Below are 17,119 nucleotides of genomic sequence, written 5' to 3' on the forward strand. Positions count from 1 at the left end.
CCCTGCCACTCACCGAGCAGCCTATCCCCAGGGTCCGATGTCGTAAGGGCGGCTCAGGAGCGCCTTAAACGACCCTTAAGAGGCTTCTGCGCCTCGGTCGCCGCGCCTAGCGTCGGGACCCGAGGCGTGACGACCGGCTCGTCCGGCCCGAATCCCCCGCTCTCGGACCGCCGCGGGCCGGTCGTCACCGCCCGTCGTGACCCTCGGCCGTGCGGGGGAGCGCCCCGTACAGCAGGAGGCGGAACGCGTCGGCGGTGCCCGAGGCGCTGTCGTCGCCGGTCGCGAGGCGGCGGACGGCCAGGCCGTACAGCAGGGCGACGACCGTGGGGGCGTGCCGCTCGGCGTCGGGGATGCCGAGCGCGGTGAGGACGGCCGCGGCGAGGCCGTCGTAGGCGGCGACGGAGCGGGCGGAGGTCTCGGCGAGGCCGGGGTCGCGGGCCGAGTGCAGATGGAGCTCCAGGTTGGCGATCTGCTCGGGGCCGTAGGCGAAGTCGATGATGGCCTTCTCGACCTCCTCGGCGGCCTGCTCGAGGTCGACACCCGCGCCGAGGCGGTCGGCGCGGCCGGAGATGCGGGCGATCTCGGTGTCGACGAAGGTGCGCAGGCTCTCCCGCAGCAGGTCGGTCTGGCTGGGGAAGTGGTAGGTGAGCGAGCCCAGCGACACCCCGGCCGCCTTGGCGACCGCGCGGTTGGTGACCGCGCCGACGCCCTGCTCGCCGATGAGGCGCAGCGTCGCCCGCAGGATCCGGTCGCGCGCTGCAACGGGAGTGTCCATCCGGTCAGTGTTCCCTACTCGAGGGTCTTCTGTCCGCCGGATGACTCGGTTATCGTTCGTTCGAACGAACGAGCGGCGGAACGCGGAGGGTGTCGTGCTGGAGAAGGCGGGTTTGGCCGGGCAGGCGGAGTTGCTGGCGCGCCGGGAGGTCTCGGCCGCCGAGCTGGTGGAGCACTCGTTGGAGCAGATCTCCCGGCGGGCGTCCCTCGGGGCGTTCCGGCTGGTCCGCGAGGAGGCCGCCCGCGCGGAGGCCGCGGAGGCCGACCGGCGGTTGGCCGCCGGCGAGCGGCTGCCGCTGCTCGGCGTCCCCGTGGCGATCAAGGACGACACCGACCTGGAGGGGGAGACCACGCCGTTCGCGGTGCCGGGCGACCACCGCCCCAGGACCCGGGACGCCGAGCACGTGCGACGGCTGCGGGCGGCCGGGGCGATCATCGTCGGCAAGACCACGACGTGCGAGCTGGGGATGTGGCCGTTCAGCGAGTCGCCGGGCTTCGGGCGCGCCCGCAACCCGTGGGATCCCGACCGCACCCCCGGCGGGTCCAGCGGCGGTTCGGCGGCGGCGGTCGCGGCCGGGATGGTCGCGGCGGCCGTGGGATCGGACGGGGCGGGCTCGATCCGGATCCCGGCGGCCTGGACGGGGCTGGTCGGCATCAAGCCCCAGCGGGGCCGGGTGTCGGGCTTCCCGCACCGCGACGCGTTCCACGGGCTGACCGTGTGGGGGCCGTTGGCGCGCAGCGTGGGCGACGCGGCGCTGCTGCTCGACGTGCTGACCGGCAACCATCCCGAGGACGTCCACCGGCTGGACGCGCCGGTCCGCTCGTTCGCCCGGGCGGCGCGCACCGACCCCGGGCGACTCCGGATCGCGGTGTCGTTCCGCACGGCGTTCGGCGTGCCGGGCCGGGTCGACCCCGAGATCCGTCGGGCCGTGGAGCGGATCGCCCGGAGGCTGACCTCGCTCGGCCACAAGGTCTTCCCCGCCGACCCCGACTACGGACTGGTGGGTCTGGGGCTGGTGTCGCGCGGCACGGCGGGTGTGGCCGACTGGCTGGACTCGATCCCGGAGGCCGCGCCCGAGCCGCGCACCGAGGTGGAGGCGCGGCTCGGACGGGTCGTCGGGCGTCGGCTGCTGCCGCCGGCCCGCAGGCTGGATCCGGGGCTGCGCCGCCGGGCGGGCCGGATCTTCCAGATCGCCGACGTGGTCCTCACCCCGACGACGGCGCTGCCGCCGCCCCGGGTGAGCGCCTTCGAGGGGGCGGGCTGGCACCGTACCCAGTCGGCCGCCGCGGCCGCCTGCCCCTTCGCGTGGCCGTGGAACGTCCTGGGCTGGCCGGGGATGAGCGTGCCCGCCGGGCTGGACTCCGCGGGGCTGCCGATCGGCGCGCAACTCCTCGGCCACGACTCCGACGAGGCCACGCTGATCGCGCTGGCCGCCCAGTTGGAGATCGCCGAGGGCTGGCACGAACGCCGCGCACCCGCTTCAATGGGACAGGTCGTGTAAGGAGCCAACGACCGAAAGAGGGATGTCGTGGTCGGTACCGCGTCGATGGTCGGGATGGCCCTGGTGGCCCTCGGGATGGTCCTCACGCCCGGGCCCAACATGTTCTACCTGGTCTCGCGGTCGATCACCCAGGGTCGCCGGGCCGGGATGGTGTCGCTGCTGGGGGTGGCGGCCGGCTTCGGCGTCTACCTGCTGGCCGCGGTGGTGGGGCTGACCGCCGTGTTCGCCCTCGTGCCCCCGCTGTACACGGTGCTCAAGCTGGCCGGGGCCGCGTACCTGCTGTACCTGGCCTGGCAGGCGATCCGGCCGGGCGGCGGCTCGCCGTTCGCGCCGGAGCCGCTGCCGCCGGACACCGCGCGGCGGCTCTTCACCATGGGGCTGGTCACCAACCTGCTCAACCCGAAGATCGCGGTCGTGTACGTGTCGGTGCTCCCGCAGTTCGTGGACCCGGCCCGGGGCGACGTGGCGCTGCAGAACCTGACCCTGGGCGGCGTCCAGATCGCCGTCGCCCTCACGGTCAACACGCTGATCACCCTGACCGCCGGAAGCCTGGCCGTCTTCCTCGCCGCGCGTCCGGCCTGGCTGCGGGCGCAGCGGGCGTTCATGGCGACGGTGCTGGGCGGCCTCGCGGTCAAGATGGCCACCGACCGCTCCCGCGCCGTCGCCGCCGCCCCATGACCGTCGGCTCGTGGCCGTTCAGGAGTCGCGGAGGGCTTGACGGCTGAGGCGGTCGGCGCGGCGGGTGGTCTCGGGCAGCCGGAAACGCGGGCTCAGCGCCAGCGCATGCCGGCAGGCCGTGTCCAGGTCGATGCGGTGCCCCGCCGACACGAACACCGGACGGACCCCGTCCCGAGTGCGGAGCGCGCGGCCGACGACCTCCCCGTTGTCCCGCAGGTCCGAGGCCGAGCCCCGGTCCTCGCCCGGCGGATCGTACGAGCCGAGCAGCGGGGTCTTGGCGATGCCCATCGCCGGAAGCCCCGTGAGGACCCCCAGGTGACAGGCGAGCCCGAACCGGCGCGGATGCGCCAGGCCGTGTCCGTCGCACACCAGCAGGTCGGGCGTCACCGACAGCTTCTCCAACGCCTCGACCAGCGCGGGCAGCTCCCGGAACGCGAACAGCCCCGGCACGTACGGGAAGGCGGCCGTGCCGATGACGACGGACTCCTCGACCGGCTTCAGGGTCGCCGCGTCGAGCACCACCACGGCGGCTGCCAAGAGGTCGCTGCCCTCGGCGTACGACACGTCCAGGCCCGCCACGGTGCGCGGCTCGTCCGACCCCGGGCCGGTGAGGTCGAGAAGGGGCCGCAGCCGATCCTGGATCGCCTCGGCCTCGCGCGGGGTCGTGGGCCACGGGTGCCGCACCGGTACGTCCATTCGCGGTATCCCTCTCAGGTCAGGGAGGCGTACACGGCGTCGATGAGTCGATAGGCCCGCACGTCCCCGGAGAGTTGGGTGCCCATCAGATTGGGGAGGTAGGCCATCCCGATGCCGGCCTCGACATCGCCGAGCCCCACGGAGCCGCCCGCGCCCGCGTGACCGAAGGCGTTCTCCTGACCTGCGGGGGGAGTGAAGAAGACCATCGACGGACGCATGTAGCCCAGCCCGAACGAGCTGTCCATGAGCGTCACCCGGTCGGGGCCGTCCACCCGTCGCCGGATCCCCTCCCGGAGGGTGTCGGGCCGCAGGACGCGCCCGCCCACCAGGTCGCGGTACAGCCCGGCGAGCGCCGTCGCCGTGGACACCATGCCCGCTCCCGGCCATCCGGCGGCGAGGACGACGGGGTTGTTGTACCCGCCCTTGCCCGGGTCGGGGTTGTTGAAGGCCCGGTTCATCAGGTCGAGCTGCTCTCCGGTGGCGGTGGAGAGTCGGTTCAGCACGGTGCCGCCGTCGGCGCCCACCGGCACCGGGTCGTCGGGCGCCGCGCCCTTGGCCGCCGCGTGCCTGCCGGAGCTCATCCGGGCGGCCCGGTCCAGGACGTCCGGCGGGACCCCGATCCACAGGTCCAGGTCGCCGGCGAACTCGTCGCGCACGAACCGCCCGACGGATCGTCCGCCGTGCCGCCGGACGATCTCCCCGGCGAGCCAGCCGAAGGTGAGCGGGTGGTAGCCGTGTCCTTGACCAGGGGTCCACTCCGGAGTCTGCGCGGCGAGCCGGTCGGCCATCGCGGCCGCGTCGGCGGCCTCCTCGGCGGTCACCGGGCCGTCCAGCGCGGGCAGCCCCGCCTGATGCGACAGCAGGTGCTCCGCCGTGACGTCCGCCTTGCCGTGGACGCCGAACTCCGGCCACCAGTCCGTCACCGGCCCGTCGAGGTCGTAGGCGCCCCGTTCGGCGAGCAGCAGCGCGGCCGTCGCGGTCACCGCCTTGGTGCACGAGAACCCGAAGCAGGGGGTGTCCGCCAGCCAGGGCCGTCCGCTGCGGCGGTCGGCGACGCCGCCCCACAGGTCGACGACCAGACGGTCGTCCGCGTAGACGGCCAACGCCGCCCCCAGTTCCCTGCCGTGGGCGAAGGAGTCCTCGAACGCCTCCCGTACCGTTTTGAACGCGGGGTCGCAGTGTCCCTGAACCGTGGTCTCGTCGATCGTCACGCGCGCGGTCCTCTCGGAGGGGTCTCACCGAATGATGCACGGCACCGCGTCCGCGCGGACAGGCGGCCCGACCCCGGGTCGGACACCGGGCGCCCCGGGCGGCGGCGGGATCGCCCCGGGGAGCCGGCGTCGAGCGGCGCGGCGTTAGGCTCGCGCGTGATGAAGACGTTGCTGATCGTGCACCACACGGCCTCGCCGAACCTGCAGGCGATGTTCGAGGCCGTCCGTTCCGGGGCGTCCACCGACGACGTCGAGGGCGTCGAGGTCGTCGCGCGCCCGGCGCTGACGGCGAACGCCGTGGACGTGCTCGAGGCGGACGGGCTGATCCTGGGCACGCCCGTCAACATCGGCTATCTGTCCGGAGCGCTCAAGCACTTCTTCGACCAGATCTACTATCCGTGCCTGGAGGCGACCGCCCGCCGCCCGTTCACCGCGTACCTGCACGGCGCGAACGACGCGGGCGGCGCGCTGCGGGCCCTGGACGCGATCACGACCGGGCTCGGCTGGCGGGCGGTGCGCCCGCCGCTGGTGGTGACCGGCGAGCCCGCCAAGGCCGACCTGGAGGCGTGCTGGGAACTCGGCGCGATCACCGCCGCGGAGCTGGGCGAGGCGGGCTGACCGGGTGAGCGGCGGCGGTCCCGGCCCCACTACGGTGGCGCCATGAGTGGATTCCGTCATGTGGCGCTGTTCCGATGGGTCGAGGGAACGACCACGCTCCAGCAGGACGAGGTCGCGGCCCGGCTCCGGGAGCTGCCCGGCCTGATCCCTGAGATCCGGTCGTACAGCCTCGGGGTCGACGCCAAGGTCAACCAGGGGGCGTTCGACTTCGCGGTGGTGGCCGACTTCGACGACCGGGACGCCTACCTGGTCTACCGCGACCACCCCGCCCACCGGGCCGTGGTGGGCGAGGTGGTCGGTCCGCTGCTCGCGGAGCGCGCCGCGATCCAGTACGAGCTCTGAACGACACCGCTGAGGGGTCGTACCTTGGTGGCGTGGCGTCCGCATCGCGCATGAGCACGAGGTCCCGCCGGACGGTGTCGGTCGCGGACCTCGCCGTCGCGGTGGTGAACGCCGCCGTGATCCTGGTCATGATCGTCGTGGCGGAGGAGCAGGACGCCATCCGGCAGGACGCCTTCGCCTACGTGTTGGGCGTGTTGATGGCCGCGCCGCTCGTGGTGCGGCGACGCTGGCCGCTGACGGTGCTGCTGGTCGTGGCGGGCTTCCTGTTCTGGTACTTCGCGGCGGGCTATCCGGCGATCACCCCGGCGGGCCCGCTGGCGGTGCCGCTCTACTCGGCGGTGCTGGCGCGCCGGACCGCCTGGGCGATCGGTGTGCCGGCCCTGTTCTTCGGCATCGGCTTCGTCATGGTGGCGGTGATCGAGCGGTTCCCGGCGCTGGAGGCGTTCGCCGAGTTCCTGCCGCAGGTGGCGCTGCTCGCGGTGGTGATCCTGCTGGGCGAGGTGGTGGTCAGTCGGCGGGAGCTGGCGGCCGAGACCCGCGAGCGGCTGCGCCACGCCGAGCAGGAGCGGGAGCGCGAGGCCGCCCGCCGCGTCGCCGAGGAGCGCGTGCGCATCGCCCGGGAGCTGCACGACACCGTCGCGCACAGCATGGCGACCATCACCGTCCAGGCGGGCAGCGCGCTGCACCTGCTGAAGGGCCCGCGGGCCGCCGAGGGCGGCGACCAGGTGCTGGCGTCGCTCACCGCCATCCGGGGCGCGGGCAAGCAGGCGCTGCGGGACATGCGCGCGACCCTGGGCATCCTGCGCGCCGACGAGCGCGAGGGCCCGCCCGAGCCGCCCGGCCTGGAGCGGCTGCCCGCGCTGATCGACGCGGTGCGCGCCGCCGGGCTCACGGTGACGCTGGACGTCGCCGGGACGGCCCGGCCGGTGGCCGAGAGGGTCGACCACGCCGCGTACCGGATCGTCCAGGAGTCGCTGACCAACGTGCTCCGGCACGCCGGGCCCGGGGTCCGCGCCGAGGTCCGGGTCGCCTACCGGCCGGACGGCGTGGAGCTGCGGATCGCCGACGACGGCCCCGGCCCGACGTCGCCGAACGGCGGAACGGACGGCGGCGGCCACGGACTGAGCGGCATGCGCGAGCGCGCCGAGGCCGTCGGCGGCGCCTTCAGCGCGGAGCCCGGTGCGGGCGGCGGCTTCGTGGTCGACGCCCGGCTCCCCGATCCCGTCTAAGGGTCGGTCCTCCCCAGGGAGGAGACCCGAGGGCCCCTGCCTTACCGCGCCCGATGTACATCCTCCGATGTACGGGCCCGCGCAAGTGACATCGTCCGCCCGACGAGGAACGGGTGACCGGATCGGCACCCTCGAGGGGTAGCGAGACGACCCCCCTTGAGGAGCACTGGAAATGACCGCAGTCCCGGACGGGCCCCTGGCGAGGCTGGCCCGCCTCTGTCACCGGCGACGCCGCCTCGTCGTACTGCTGTGGATCGTCGGCGCGGCGGCCGTCATGGTCGTCGGCTTCGGCAACGCCGCCGACCCGCTCAACGACTTCTCCGGAGGGTCGTCGGAGTCGGCGAAGGCGCAGCAGGTCCTGGAGGACCACTTCCCCGGCATGCGCGGCGACAGCATCACCCTCGCCGTCAGGGCCGAGCGCGGCATCGACGACCCCGCCGTGAAGGCCAGGGTCGAGCAGGCCGTCGAACGGTTGAGGAAGACCCCGCACGTGTCCGAGGTCTCCTCCCCGTACGCGTCGCCGCAGCAGGTCTCCAAGGATCGGAAGACCGCCTTCGCCAGTGCCCCCTTGGACGTCACCGCCGACGACATGCCGACGGAGCCGGTCGAGGAACTGCTCGCGGACGTCCGCACCGGCCCCGACGGCGGCCTGCGGATGGAGCTGGGCGGGGCCGTGGTGGAGGCGGCCGAGACCCCCGAGGGCGGCTCCTCGGAGGGCGTCGGGCTGCTGGCGGCCGTCGTCGTCCTGCTCATCGCGTTCGGGTCCGTGCTGGCGATGGGGCTGCCCATCGTGACCGCGCTGTTCGGGATCGGCACCGGACTGGCCCTGATCATGCTGCTCGGCCATCTGCTGCCCGCGCCCGGCTTCGCCCCCATCATCGCGGCGTTGATCGGACTGGGTGTCGGCATCGACTACGCCCTGTTCATCGTGACCCGCTACCGGGAGGAGCTGGCCGAGGGCGCCGACCCCGAGACGGCCACCGTCACCGCGATCGGGACCGCCGGACGCGCCGTGCTGTTCGCCGGGACCACCGTGGTCATCGCCCTGCTCGGGCTGCTGGTGATGCAGCAGAAGCTGCTCAACGCGGTCGCCATGGCCGCCGGGGTGACGGTGCTGATGACGATGCTCACCGCGGTCACCCTGCTGCCCGCGCTGCTGGGCTTCACCGGGCGCGGCATCGACCGGCTCCGGGTCCCCGGGCTGGGGCGCGCCCGTCGTCCCCTGGCCGAGAAGTGGGCGCGGGCCGTCCAGCGACGCCCGGCGGTGGCCGCGCTGCTCGCCACCGGGCTGCTGCTGGCGCTGGCCGCCCCCGCGCTGTCGATGCGGCTCGGCTTCCCCGACGCCACCTCCCAGCCCCGCGACAGCAGCGGCTACAACGCGCACCGGATCCTCAGCGACGGCTTCGGACCCGGGTACGACTCGCCGCTGGTCGTGGTGGCGCAGGGCGGCGACCCCCGGCCCGTGGTGGAGGCCGTCCGAGCGGCCGAGGGCGTCGCGGACGTGACGCCGGCCCGGCCCAGCCCGGACGGGGCCGCCTCGGTGTTCATCGCCTACCCGGCGAGCGCGGGGCCGGACGAGGCCACCTCCGACCTGGTGCAGCGGCTGCGCGACGACGTGGTGCCCCGGGCCGTCGGCGATGGCGACCTGCGGGTGCTGGTCGGCGGGCCCAACGCGGGCTCCATCGACTTCGCCGACAGCGTGCAGACCCGGCTGCCCTGGCTGATCGCCGTGGTGGTGGGCCTGTCGCTGGTGCTGCTGATGGCGCTGGTCCGGTCGGTCACCATCGCCCTGCAGGCGGCGGTGATGAACCTGCTGTCGGTGGCCGCCGCCTACGGGGTGCTGACCGCCGTGGTGCAGTGGGGCTGGGCCGGCACGGCGCTGGGCTTCCCGACGGAGATGCCGGTGACCATGTGGGTGCCGTTGATGATGTTCCCGATCCTGTTCGGGCTGTCGATGGACTACGAGGTCTTCCTGATCTCGCGGATCCGGGAGATCCACCTGGGCGGGGTGGAGACCCGGGAGGCGGTGGCCCAGGGCCTGGCCCGCACCGCCCGGGTGATCACCGCCGCCGCGGCCATCATGGTGATGGTGTTCCTGTCGGTGCTGCTGGGAGCGGACGTCGAGGTCAAGCAGATGGGGCTGGGCCTGGGCGTCGCCGTCCTCATCGACGCGACCGTGGTGCGGATGGTGCTGGTGCCCGCGCTGATGGAGCTGTTCGGCAAGGCCAACTGGTGGCTGCCCGCCCCGCTGGCCCGGCTGCTGCCCGGCCGGTTGGCCGCCGCCGAGTAGGGCGTCCTTCGAGCCCGGCCCCGTGCACGGCGACGGGGCCGGGCCCGTCGCCGTCGCGGTCAGGGGACGACGAGGCCGTCGAACATCACCTTGAGGCAGTGGTCGGCGAGCCCGCGTGTGTCCGCCCGGCGCCGGCGGACGCTCGCCCAGATCGAGTCGCGGAGCATCAGGTAGGTGAGCCCGGCGTCGACGTCGGCCCGGAACAGCCCGGCGCGCTGCCCCTCCCTGATCGTGCCGACCCACAGCGCCTCGGCCTCGGCCTCCGCCTCGGTCAGGTAGGCGAAGCGCTCCATGGCCTGGAGGCGGCACCAGTCGTTCTGCATCACCGTGATCGCCGCGCGGTGCGGCTCCAGGGCGTCGCACGCCGCCCGGATCAGCTCGGCGAGGGTCTCGCGGGGGTCGCGGTGCGCCTCGACGACGCGTCGGTAGGCCGTCATGACCTCGTCGAGGAAGCCCGACAGGATCTCGTCCACGATCGACTCCTTGGAGTCGAAGTGGTGGTAGAGGCTGCCCGACAGGATCCCGGCCTCCCGGGCGATGTCGCGGACCGTGGTGGCCTGGAAGCCCTTCTCGGCGAACAGCCCGGCCGCCAGCCGCACCAGGTGCTCGCGCCGTTCCGAGACCGGCCCGAACGACCTCTTGCCGTGCGTCGTCGTGGTCTTCACCGGCACCAGTATCCGGCACCGGCTGTCCGCCGGCGGGTGCGTCGGTCAGCGGTGCGCGACCCGGCACTCGTCCGAGTCGTGGGGGAATTCGTCGATAGCCGAGGAATCGACACGTTCATCCCTGGTGCGGGACAGGGGTTCCTCCGTACGGTCTGTCGGTATGAGCCAGCAGGATGGAACGTTCCCGGACATCGCGCCGTGGGCCTCGCCGGCGGCCCGCACCAGGATCGCGGAGGTCGCCGCCGACCTCGCCGACCTGTGGGGCGGTCTGTCGGCGGACGGCGTCGCCCGTACCGTCGAAGGGGCGCTGCGCGAGCACGCCCGGCAGTTCGACGACGAGGGGATCGTGCTCTACGCGGGCACGAACGCGATGAGCGGGGCCGCCCGCCGCGCGGCCGAGGCCCCCGTGGGCGGGCGACCCAGCATGGGCTGGCCGGGGGAGAAGTACCAGGCGGGCCTCGATCGGCTGGACCTGCTGGAGGTGCTCACCCCCGCCCTGGTGGCGCGGCTGGTGGGCGCCCGGTTCGCCGAGGTGCGCAGTCACAGCGCCACGATGGCCAACCTGGCCGTCTACACCGCGCTCACCGAGCCCGGCGACACCATCGCGGTCCTGCCCGAACGCGCCGGCGGGCACACCAGCCACCATGCCGCGGGCGCGCCGGGCGTGCGCGGCCTCCGCGTCGTCGAGCTGCCCTATGACGTCGACGCGTACGACGTGGACCTCGACGCGCTGCCCGGATTCCTGCGGAGCGAACGGCCTCGGCTGGTGGTGATCGGGGCGAGCCTGCTGCTGTTCCCGCATCGCATCGCGGCGATCAAGGAGGTGGTCTCGGAGGCCGGCGCGTCCCTGCTGTACGACGCCTCGCACATGGCGGGGCTGGTGGCGGCCGGGCGGTTCCAGCGTCCCCTGACCGAGGGGGCCGACCTGCTGACGTTCTCGACCTACAAGTCCTTCGGCGGCCCGCCCGGCGGCGTGATCGCCACCGACGACGCGGCGCTGGCCGAGCGGACGTCGGACGCGGTCTTCCCGGGGCTGACCGCCAACTACGACGCCGGACGGCTCGCCCCGCTCGCCGTCACCGCCGCCGAGATCCTCGACGACGGGGGCGCGTACGCCGACCGCTGCGTCGCCGCCGCCCGATCGTTCGCCTCCGCGCTGGCCGAGGAGGGCTTCACGGTCGCGGGCGCGGACCGGGGCTTCACCGACTCCCACCACGTCGCGGTGGACGTGGCCGCGCTGGGCGGGGGCCGGGCGGCGATGGCGCGGCTGGCCGAGGCGGGCGTCTACCTGAGCGCCATCGGCCTGCCCTGGCAGCGGGACGGCGAGCCGGACCGCGGCCTGCGCATCGGCACCCAGGAGGTCGTCCGTCGTGGCCTGGGCGACGCCGACCTGCGCCGGGTCGCCGCGCTGATGGCCGACCTGCTGCTGCGCGACACCGACCCGGGCCCGGTCCGCGAGGCCGTCGCACGCATCAGGCGGTCGTCGGCCGGATTGTAGGCTCGGGCTCGACATCACCAGGGCGAACGAGGACGACGCCGGGACGGCTCGACGCCCCCAGACCGCCGCGCCCACCGCATCGGGCGACCTGGCCCGTCGCTGAGCCTCAGCGGTCGGAGGGCGGCGGCAGCTCGTCGCCCGCCTCGGCGGCCTCGGCCAGGCGGCTGCGCAGCGCCCGGACCAGGGCGTCGCCGTGCGCGGTGAGCCGTTCGATGGCGGGCACCTCCAGATCGTCGCGGACCGTGTCGGCCAGCAGTTCGTCGTACTCGGGGGCCCGGGCCGCCAGCGTCTCCAGGTGCCGCTGCGCCCGCAGGGCCTCGTCGGCGGCGCGGGTGCGGTCGGCGTAACGTTCCAGGGCCTCGATCCGCCTGGTCACGGCGCGCACCGACTCCTCCAGCTTCGCGGCCAGCGGACGCAACGCCGCCGCCACCTCGGGGATCGACCCCGCCGACAGGGCGAACTCTCGCTGCTCGCGGCGCAGCCGGGACTGGCGGGCCAACGCCTGGGCGATCTCCCACTCCTGGAGGGGCAGGATCACCGCGTTGTCGACCGTGTCGAGCATCCCCTCGCGGTTGACCTCGGACTCCTCCACGACCGTCAGCGCGTCCTGGACCCGCAACAGCAGCTCTCGGCCGTCCTCGTCGAAGTCCTCCGGCACCAGATAGCGGTCGCTCCGCAGGTCCAGCTCCCGGGCCCGGCGCAGATCCTCCGAGAGCCGCCCGCTCAACGAGGCGGTGGCCAGGATGACCGGCGGCATCACCAGCAGGATGTACGGCCCCACCATCGCGGCCCCCAGCAGCCAGAGCGGCAGGCTCACGAGGGCGGTGACACCCAGCATGGAACGCCGGCCGCCCACGGCGCCGTCCAACTCCGCCCGCAGGGTCGGGTCGGTCACCGGTCGGGGCTCGCGGCGCGGGCCCCGCCGCCCGGCCTCGGGGGCGGGCGCGACCAGCCGCCAGTCGGAGCTCACCCGGGTCTCGAACGCGAAGTCGGTGGGCTCGATCTCCACCTCGGCGGGGCCCTCCGGCAGCGGCCAGGAGCCGACCGGGTCGCCCCCGCCGGGGCCGGTGAACCGCACCCACCAGCCGCCCTTGCCGTCCTCGCATCGGTAGCGGCCCGGCACGACGTCGATGCCGACGAAGAACGTGCCGGCACCCGGGATGGTGTTGCTCCCGACACCCTTGGTCACCGGCGACCTCCGACCAGAGCTCTCGCGCGGTGTCGCTCCGGGCGCACTGGACTCCGCCGGCACCGCCGCTTTAAGTCCCTCATGGGAAGTGACGTCCCAAGGGGGCCGATAGTTGCCGTACCCATATCCCGGGCGGGAATGTCGGGCGCGGCGTCTCCGATCACGGTGGGATACTCGGTCGGGTGGCACTCATCGATCCCCGTGACGAGCCCCCCTGGGCGATGCAACTGGCCGTCCAGGTGGAGAAGGCCGCGCCGCCCGCGCACGGGGCCGTCTGCGAGGCCGCGGCGATGGCGGTGGTGGGCCTGCTCACCGACCCCCGCGCCGCCGACCCCGAGGGCGAGTGGCGTCCGTGGGTCCGCGAGTGGGAGGACCGCCGTATCCGCAAGGTCGCCCGCCGCGCCCGCGGCGTCCGGTGGCGGGAGGCGCAGGACGTGCCCGGCGTGACGGTCGACCACGACGGGGCGCGCGTGCGGGCGTTCGTCCCCGGGCCGGTCGCCGACGTCCCTCCCCAGCTCGCCAAGCTCCAGGTGGCCGGGCTCGACCTGACGCGCGAGGACCCCAAGCCCCCGCCCGAGGTCCCCTACGCGGCGCTTGCGCTCAACCCCGACGTGACCATGACCACGGGCAAGTCGGCGGCCCAGTGCGGGCACGCCGCCCAGCTCCTGCTGCGTCGGGCGCCGGCGCGGGACGTGGCGACCTGGCTGGCCGCCGGGGGGCGGGTCCACCTGGTCGGCGAGGCGCCGTGGAACGAGTGCGTCCGGCGGGCCACGGCGGTGGTGCGGGACGGGGGCTTCACCGAGGTCCCGCCCGGCACCATGACCGCCATCGCGTGGCTCGTGGGCGCGCACCGCTGAATTCGAATCTTGTTCATGCGCGATCTATCGCGTCGGGCCGTGCTGTGGTTCCTTCAAGGACACCAACGTTCCCGACGAGAGGTCTGCGAGGGCTCCGATGCGCGCAGCGCTGACCAAGGACTCCACGATGGTCGTCACCGAGGTGCCCGACCCCGTCCCGCAGGAGGGCCAGCTCCTGGTCCGCACCCTGGCCTGCGGCATCTGCGGCTCGGACCTGCACGCGCTGTCGGATCCGGACGCGTTCATGGAGACCACCCGCCGGGCGGGGGGCACCCCCTACGACCCGCGTGACGGCCTGGTGTTCGGCCACGAGTTCTCGGCCGAGATCGTCGAGCACGGGCCCGGCACCCAGGGCACCCTCCCGGTCGGGACCGTCGTGTGCGGGCCGCCGATCGCCTTCGGCCCGCAGGGGGCGGGGATCGTCGGGTACGCCCCCATGTACCCTGGCGGCTACGGCGAGTACATGATCCTCAACGAGGGCTTCGTGATGGCGGTGCCGAACGGCCTCGACCCGGGCGTCGCCGCGATCACCGAGCCGTTCGCGGTGGCCACGCGGGCGGTCGCGCGCTCCGGGATCGGCGCGGACGACGTCGCCGTCGTCCTCGGCCTCGGCCCGATCGGGCTCGGCGTCGTGGCCGCCCTCAAGGCGCGCGGGCACGGCCCCGTCATCGCGGCGGACTTCTCGCCCAAGCGGCGCTCGCTGGCCGAGGGGCTGGGGGCCGACGAACTGATCGACCCCGCCCAGGCGTCCCCGTACTCGCGGTGGGCCGATCTCGGCGTGCCGGTCACCACGGTGGAACGGGTCGTCGGCGAACTGCTGGGCACCCGGGGACGCGGCGCGGTGATCTTCGAGTGCGTCGGCGTCCCGGGTGTGCTCGGCGCGGCCATCGAGGGCGCGCCCGCCGGGTCGACCATCATGCTCGTCGGGGTGTGCATGCAGACCGACGAGGTGATGCCCGGCGTCGCGGCGGGCAAGGAGCTGACCATCCGGGGCACCTTCGGCGCCATGCCCGACGAGTACGGCGCGACGCTGCACGCCATCGCCGACGGCCGGATCGACGCGGGCTCCATCATCACCGGGACCGTCGGGCTGGAGGGTGTCGCGGGCGCGTTCCGGGACCTGGCCGACCCGGAGGCGCACGCCAAGATCGTCGTGGTCCCGGGCTGATCCCGAGCGCTCAGCGCGGGCCGGGCGCTCCCCCGTACGGCGGCTGCGGGGGCCCCTGCGGAACGGCCCCGTAGGGCTGCTGTGGAGTCTGCCCGGGGGCGGGCGGCCCCTGCGGCGGGCCTTGCGGGAAGACCGCCGGCTGCTGCCAGCGGTTCAGCGCGGCGAGCGCGATCTCCTGGGTGCGGCTGAGCTGCCCGGGCCCCTGCGACGGGCCCGGGTCGTCCTCCGGGGGCCTCGCGGAGGCCACGCGGGCCTTGACGCCGAGGGCGTACGACAGGCACAGCAGCGCGGCGAACACCACCAGGAACGCGGCGTGCTCGGCGAGGTCGCCCAGGCGGCCCTCGGCTCCGACCAGCACGCAGAACACCGCGAAGCCCGCCGCCCAACCGGCCAGCGCCGGCAGGAACCACACGTCCCTGCGTCGGATCAACCCCGCCAGGGCCACGAGCACCAGCAACCCCTGGACGACCTTGACGGCGATCAGCGCGGGGGACGCCACACCCTCGCCGAGGTACTCCCCGATCTCGTCGCGGTGCGCGTTCCAGCCGAGGACCGAGAACAGCAGCGTGGTGATCCCGTACGCCACCAGGAAGATCCCGATCGGGTAGTGCAGGCGGTGCCAGCCCGCGGGACGCCGCCCCAGGGTCCCCGTCACCGGCTGCGGGAACGGTGCCGCTCCGGGCTGCGGCGGAACGGGCGGCACCGGAACGGGCTGCGGCGGAGCGGGGTGGTGCGGTGCCGGCGGGACGGGGGCGTGGCCGGCGGGACCCTGGGGGACGGGTCCCGGCGCGGGCAGCGTCTGCGTGACCCCGTCGGCGGGCGGCTCCGCGGCCGGGCGCGCCTGCGCCTGCTGTGGGACGGGCTGCTCGGGGAGGGGCTGGGGCGCGGTGACCCCCGCGTCGTCGGGACGGGCGGCCTCGGGCGCGGCGGGCTGTGCCGGGGGAGAGGACGGAAGTGCCTGCGGCGCGGTCACCTTGGCCGGCCCGGGCGGGGGAGACGCCGGGAGCGGCTGCGGCGCGGTCGGGCCCGCGACGGGGGCGTCGTCCACCCGCGTCCGCTCCGGATCCCCGTCGGCGGGGCCGCCGGAGGGACCGCCCGTCCGGCCCGGCATCGGGATCTCCCGCGTTCTGTCGTCGTCCTCTTGCCGCTCCGTCACTACCGCCACCCTTCCCCTGAAAACGCCCCCGGCACCATGGGGAAGATTATCCCGTCCGGACCTGCCTGGGGCGCGCCGCCGCACCGGCCCCGAGGTGCGCCCTTCGTGGCGGACCGGACCGGAACCGGCGTATTCCCGAAGGGCAATGAGCCATTCTGTGTTCGGTCGGATGATCGCCATTTATTGCGATGCCGCTTGCGGCGGTCTTGCCCCCGGACGATGCTCTCCCGTATATCGGGCCGAAGATGATCAATGGGGAGGTCCGAAGTGACGCACGAGGACACCGACACCGCCGCGCCGGTCACCGCGCCCGCGGACGCCGCCGGGACGCGGCTGGAACATCTGGAGAGACTGGGGAACGCGCTCGCCGGACGGGGGTTCCGGGTCCGCCTGAGCGCCCCGGAGGAACGGCCGGCCAGCCTGCACGTGACGAATCCCGAGGCGGTCGCGCTCACCGAGTACGTCCTCGCCGAGCACGGCGTCGACGGCTGGTGGTTCTGGTGGTCGTGGGCCGAGCGCATCGCCGCCGCCGACGACGTGGCCGGCGCCGCCGAACGGGTCGCCAGGGTCCTGGCCGCCCACCCCGGGCACTAGCCCGCCGGACGACGGCCGGTCAGCCGTCGAAGGTGCCGTAGGCGCCCCGGAAGAACAGCAGCGGGTCGCCGTCGTGGTGGGTGTCGAGCCGGTGCACCCGGGCCACCACGATCCGGTGGTCGCCCGCGGTGTGCTCCTCGTCCACCGAGCACTCGATCCAGGCCAGCGCTCCCTTGAGCAGCGGCGCGCCGCCGGGGGAGGGCTCCCAGGCGAGGCCGGCGAACCTGTCGTCGCCGCCGGCGGCCATCCTTCGGGAGACGTCCTCCTGCCGCGCGCCCAGGATGTTGACGCACAGCAGCCCGGCGTCCCGCAGCCGGGGCCACGTCCGGCTGGTGTGGGTCACGCAGAAGGACACCAGCGGCGGGTCCAGGGACACGGAGGTGAAGGAGTTGGCGATCAGCCCCGCCGGCCGTCCTTCGGAGTCGAGCGCGGTGATGGCGACCACGCCGGTGGCGTAGTGACCGAGCACGGACCGGAATCGCGTGGCGTCGACGACGCCGACCTCGGCAAACGCGCCCATCAGCCCGGTCCCTTCGCCGATGGCCCCGTTCCGGAGGCGGCAGGGGCCCTTCGCCGCTCACGTCCCCATTGAAGGGCTCCGGAGGCCCGATCGCTCCCCTTCTGCGGGTATCTCGGTCGAAGGTCCCGGATG

Annotated in this window: 17 protein-coding genes; 10 read left to right on the forward strand and 7 right to left on the reverse strand. The window is 74.3% G+C overall.

The window, feature by feature from the left end; genetic code table 11:
- Positions 1 to 184 precede the first annotated feature (184 nt).
- Entirely contained in the window at positions 185 to 775 is a 591-nt protein-coding gene (locus tag DFJ69_RS23040; RefSeq protein ID WP_116024524.1) for a TetR/AcrR family transcriptional regulator, read from the reverse strand.
- Positions 776 to 869: 94 nt separating this feature from the next.
- Between DFJ69_RS23040 and DFJ69_RS23045 the strand changes: the two genes are divergently transcribed.
- On the forward strand, positions 870 to 2,276 hold the full coding sequence (locus tag DFJ69_RS23045; protein WP_245974530.1) for an amidase: 1,407 nt from the start codon (positions 870 to 872) through the stop codon (positions 2,274 to 2,276).
- A 27-nt stretch (positions 2,277 to 2,303) separates the two neighbouring features.
- Positions 2,304 to 2,954, forward strand: a complete 651-nt coding sequence (locus tag DFJ69_RS23050) for a LysE family translocator (RefSeq protein WP_116024526.1) — start codon at positions 2,304 to 2,306, stop codon at positions 2,952 to 2,954.
- An 18-nt stretch (positions 2,955 to 2,972) separates the two neighbouring features.
- On the opposite strand, the gene nfi is transcribed toward DFJ69_RS23050, so the two are convergent.
- Positions 2,973 to 3,650: a deoxyribonuclease V gene (gene nfi / locus DFJ69_RS23055; RefSeq protein ID WP_116024527.1), complete on the reverse strand. Its 678-nt coding sequence runs from the start codon at positions 3,648 to 3,650 to the stop codon at positions 2,973 to 2,975.
- A 14-nt stretch (positions 3,651 to 3,664) separates the two neighbouring features.
- On the reverse strand, positions 3,665 to 4,861 hold the full coding sequence (locus DFJ69_RS23060) for a serine hydrolase domain-containing protein (protein ID WP_211328712.1): 1,197 nt from the start codon (positions 4,859 to 4,861) through the stop codon (positions 3,665 to 3,667).
- A 159-nt stretch (positions 4,862 to 5,020) separates the two neighbouring features.
- On the opposite strand from DFJ69_RS23060, the gene DFJ69_RS23065 reads away from it, so the two are divergent.
- The 4 genes from DFJ69_RS23065 (at position 5,021) to DFJ69_RS23080 (ending at position 9,340) form a co-directional block, all read left to right on the forward strand.
- Positions 5,021 to 5,479 (forward strand): flavodoxin family protein, encoded by a 459-nt coding sequence (locus DFJ69_RS23065; RefSeq protein WP_116024528.1) that lies wholly within the window; start codon positions 5,021 to 5,023, stop codon positions 5,477 to 5,479.
- Between the two features lie 42 nt (positions 5,480 to 5,521).
- Positions 5,522 to 5,821 carry a Dabb family protein gene (locus tag DFJ69_RS23070; protein WP_116024529.1) on the forward strand — a complete coding sequence of 100 codons (300 nt, stop codon included), beginning with the start codon at positions 5,522 to 5,524 and terminating at the stop codon, positions 5,819 to 5,821.
- Between the two features lie 50 nt (positions 5,822 to 5,871).
- Complete coding sequence (locus DFJ69_RS23075; RefSeq protein WP_116024530.1) at positions 5,872 to 7,050, forward strand: sensor histidine kinase; 1,179 nt, start codon at positions 5,872 to 5,874, stop codon at positions 7,048 to 7,050.
- A 172-nt stretch (positions 7,051 to 7,222) separates the two neighbouring features.
- Complete coding sequence (locus DFJ69_RS23080) at positions 7,223 to 9,340, forward strand: MMPL family transporter (RefSeq protein ID WP_116024531.1); 2,118 nt, start codon at positions 7,223 to 7,225, stop codon at positions 9,338 to 9,340.
- A 59-nt stretch (positions 9,341 to 9,399) separates the two neighbouring features.
- Here the strand turns inward: DFJ69_RS23080 and DFJ69_RS23085 are convergent, their stop codons facing one another.
- A complete protein-coding gene (locus tag DFJ69_RS23085; RefSeq protein ID WP_245974531.1) occupies positions 9,400 to 10,005 on the reverse strand; it encodes a TetR/AcrR family transcriptional regulator in 606 nt (201 codons plus the stop codon).
- A 160-nt stretch (positions 10,006 to 10,165) separates the two neighbouring features.
- Here DFJ69_RS23085 and DFJ69_RS23090 point away from each other — a divergent pair, with 160 nt between their 5' ends.
- On the forward strand, positions 10,166 to 11,503 hold the full coding sequence (locus tag DFJ69_RS23090) for a serine hydroxymethyltransferase (RefSeq protein WP_116024532.1): 1,338 nt from the start codon (positions 10,166 to 10,168) through the stop codon (positions 11,501 to 11,503).
- 106 nt (positions 11,504 to 11,609) lie between these two features.
- Here DFJ69_RS23090 and DFJ69_RS23095 read toward each other — a convergent pair whose 3' ends face one another.
- On the reverse strand, positions 11,610 to 12,692 hold the full coding sequence (locus DFJ69_RS23095; protein ID WP_116024533.1) for an Rv1352/Rv1906c domain-containing protein: 1,083 nt from the start codon (positions 12,690 to 12,692) through the stop codon (positions 11,610 to 11,612).
- 182 nt (positions 12,693 to 12,874) lie between these two features.
- On the opposite strand from DFJ69_RS23095, the gene DFJ69_RS23100 reads away from it, so the two are divergent.
- Both DFJ69_RS23100 and DFJ69_RS23105 read left to right on the forward strand, forming a co-directional pair.
- Positions 12,875 to 13,549 carry a peptidyl-tRNA hydrolase gene (locus DFJ69_RS23100; RefSeq protein WP_245974532.1) on the forward strand — a complete coding sequence of 225 codons (675 nt, stop codon included), beginning with the start codon at positions 12,875 to 12,877 and terminating at the stop codon, positions 13,547 to 13,549.
- Between the two features lie 97 nt (positions 13,550 to 13,646).
- Entirely contained in the window at positions 13,647 to 14,717 is a 1,071-nt protein-coding gene (locus DFJ69_RS23105) for a zinc-binding dehydrogenase (RefSeq protein ID WP_116024534.1), read from the forward strand.
- 10 nt (positions 14,718 to 14,727) lie between these two features.
- Here DFJ69_RS23105 and DFJ69_RS23110 read toward each other — a convergent pair whose 3' ends face one another.
- A complete protein-coding gene (locus DFJ69_RS23110; RefSeq protein WP_116024535.1) occupies positions 14,728 to 15,873 on the reverse strand; it encodes a hypothetical protein in 1,146 nt (381 codons plus the stop codon).
- Positions 15,874 to 16,140: 267 nt separating this feature from the next.
- Here DFJ69_RS23110 and DFJ69_RS23115 point away from each other — a divergent pair, with 267 nt between their 5' ends.
- The gene (locus DFJ69_RS23115; protein ID WP_245974533.1) at positions 16,141 to 16,467 is read left to right on the forward strand and encodes a hypothetical protein; all 327 of its coding nucleotides are present in this window, start codon (positions 16,141 to 16,143) and stop codon (positions 16,465 to 16,467) included.
- 19 nt (positions 16,468 to 16,486) lie between these two features.
- On the opposite strand, the gene DFJ69_RS23120 is transcribed toward DFJ69_RS23115, so the two are convergent.
- Positions 16,487 to 16,987 (reverse strand): flavin reductase family protein, encoded by a 501-nt coding sequence (locus tag DFJ69_RS23120; RefSeq protein ID WP_116024536.1) that lies wholly within the window; start codon positions 16,985 to 16,987, stop codon positions 16,487 to 16,489.
- Between the last annotated feature and the right edge of the window lie 132 nt (positions 16,988 to 17,119).

Source organism: Thermomonospora umbrina (genome assembly GCF_003386555.1).
GTDB classification, from domain to species: domain Bacteria; phylum Actinomycetota; class Actinomycetes; order Streptosporangiales; family Streptosporangiaceae; genus Thermomonospora; species Thermomonospora umbrina.

Coding starts and splice junctions, on each gene's coding strand:
- DFJ69_RS23040 (WP_116024524.1), bottom strand. CDS start 775: ATGGACACTCCCGTTGCAGCGCGCGACCGGATCCTGCGGGCGACGCTG.
- nfi (WP_116024527.1), bottom strand. CDS start 3,650: ATGGACGTACCGGTGCGGCACCCGTGGCCCACGACCCCGCGCGAGGCC.
- DFJ69_RS23065 (WP_116024528.1), top strand. CDS start 5,021: ATGAAGACGTTGCTGATCGTGCACCACACGGCCTCGCCGAACCTGCAG.
- DFJ69_RS23070 (WP_116024529.1), top strand. CDS start 5,522: ATGAGTGGATTCCGTCATGTGGCGCTGTTCCGATGGGTCGAGGGAACG.
- DFJ69_RS23075 (WP_116024530.1), top strand. CDS start 5,872: ATGAGCACGAGGTCCCGCCGGACGGTGTCGGTCGCGGACCTCGCCGTC.
- DFJ69_RS23080 (WP_116024531.1), top strand. CDS start 7,223: ATGACCGCAGTCCCGGACGGGCCCCTGGCGAGGCTGGCCCGCCTCTGT.
- DFJ69_RS23090 (WP_116024532.1), top strand. CDS start 10,166: ATGAGCCAGCAGGATGGAACGTTCCCGGACATCGCGCCGTGGGCCTCG.
- DFJ69_RS23105 (WP_116024534.1), top strand. CDS start 13,647: ATGCGCGCAGCGCTGACCAAGGACTCCACGATGGTCGTCACCGAGGTG.
- DFJ69_RS23120 (WP_116024536.1), bottom strand. CDS start 16,987: ATGGGCGCGTTTGCCGAGGTCGGCGTCGTCGACGCCACGCGATTCCGG.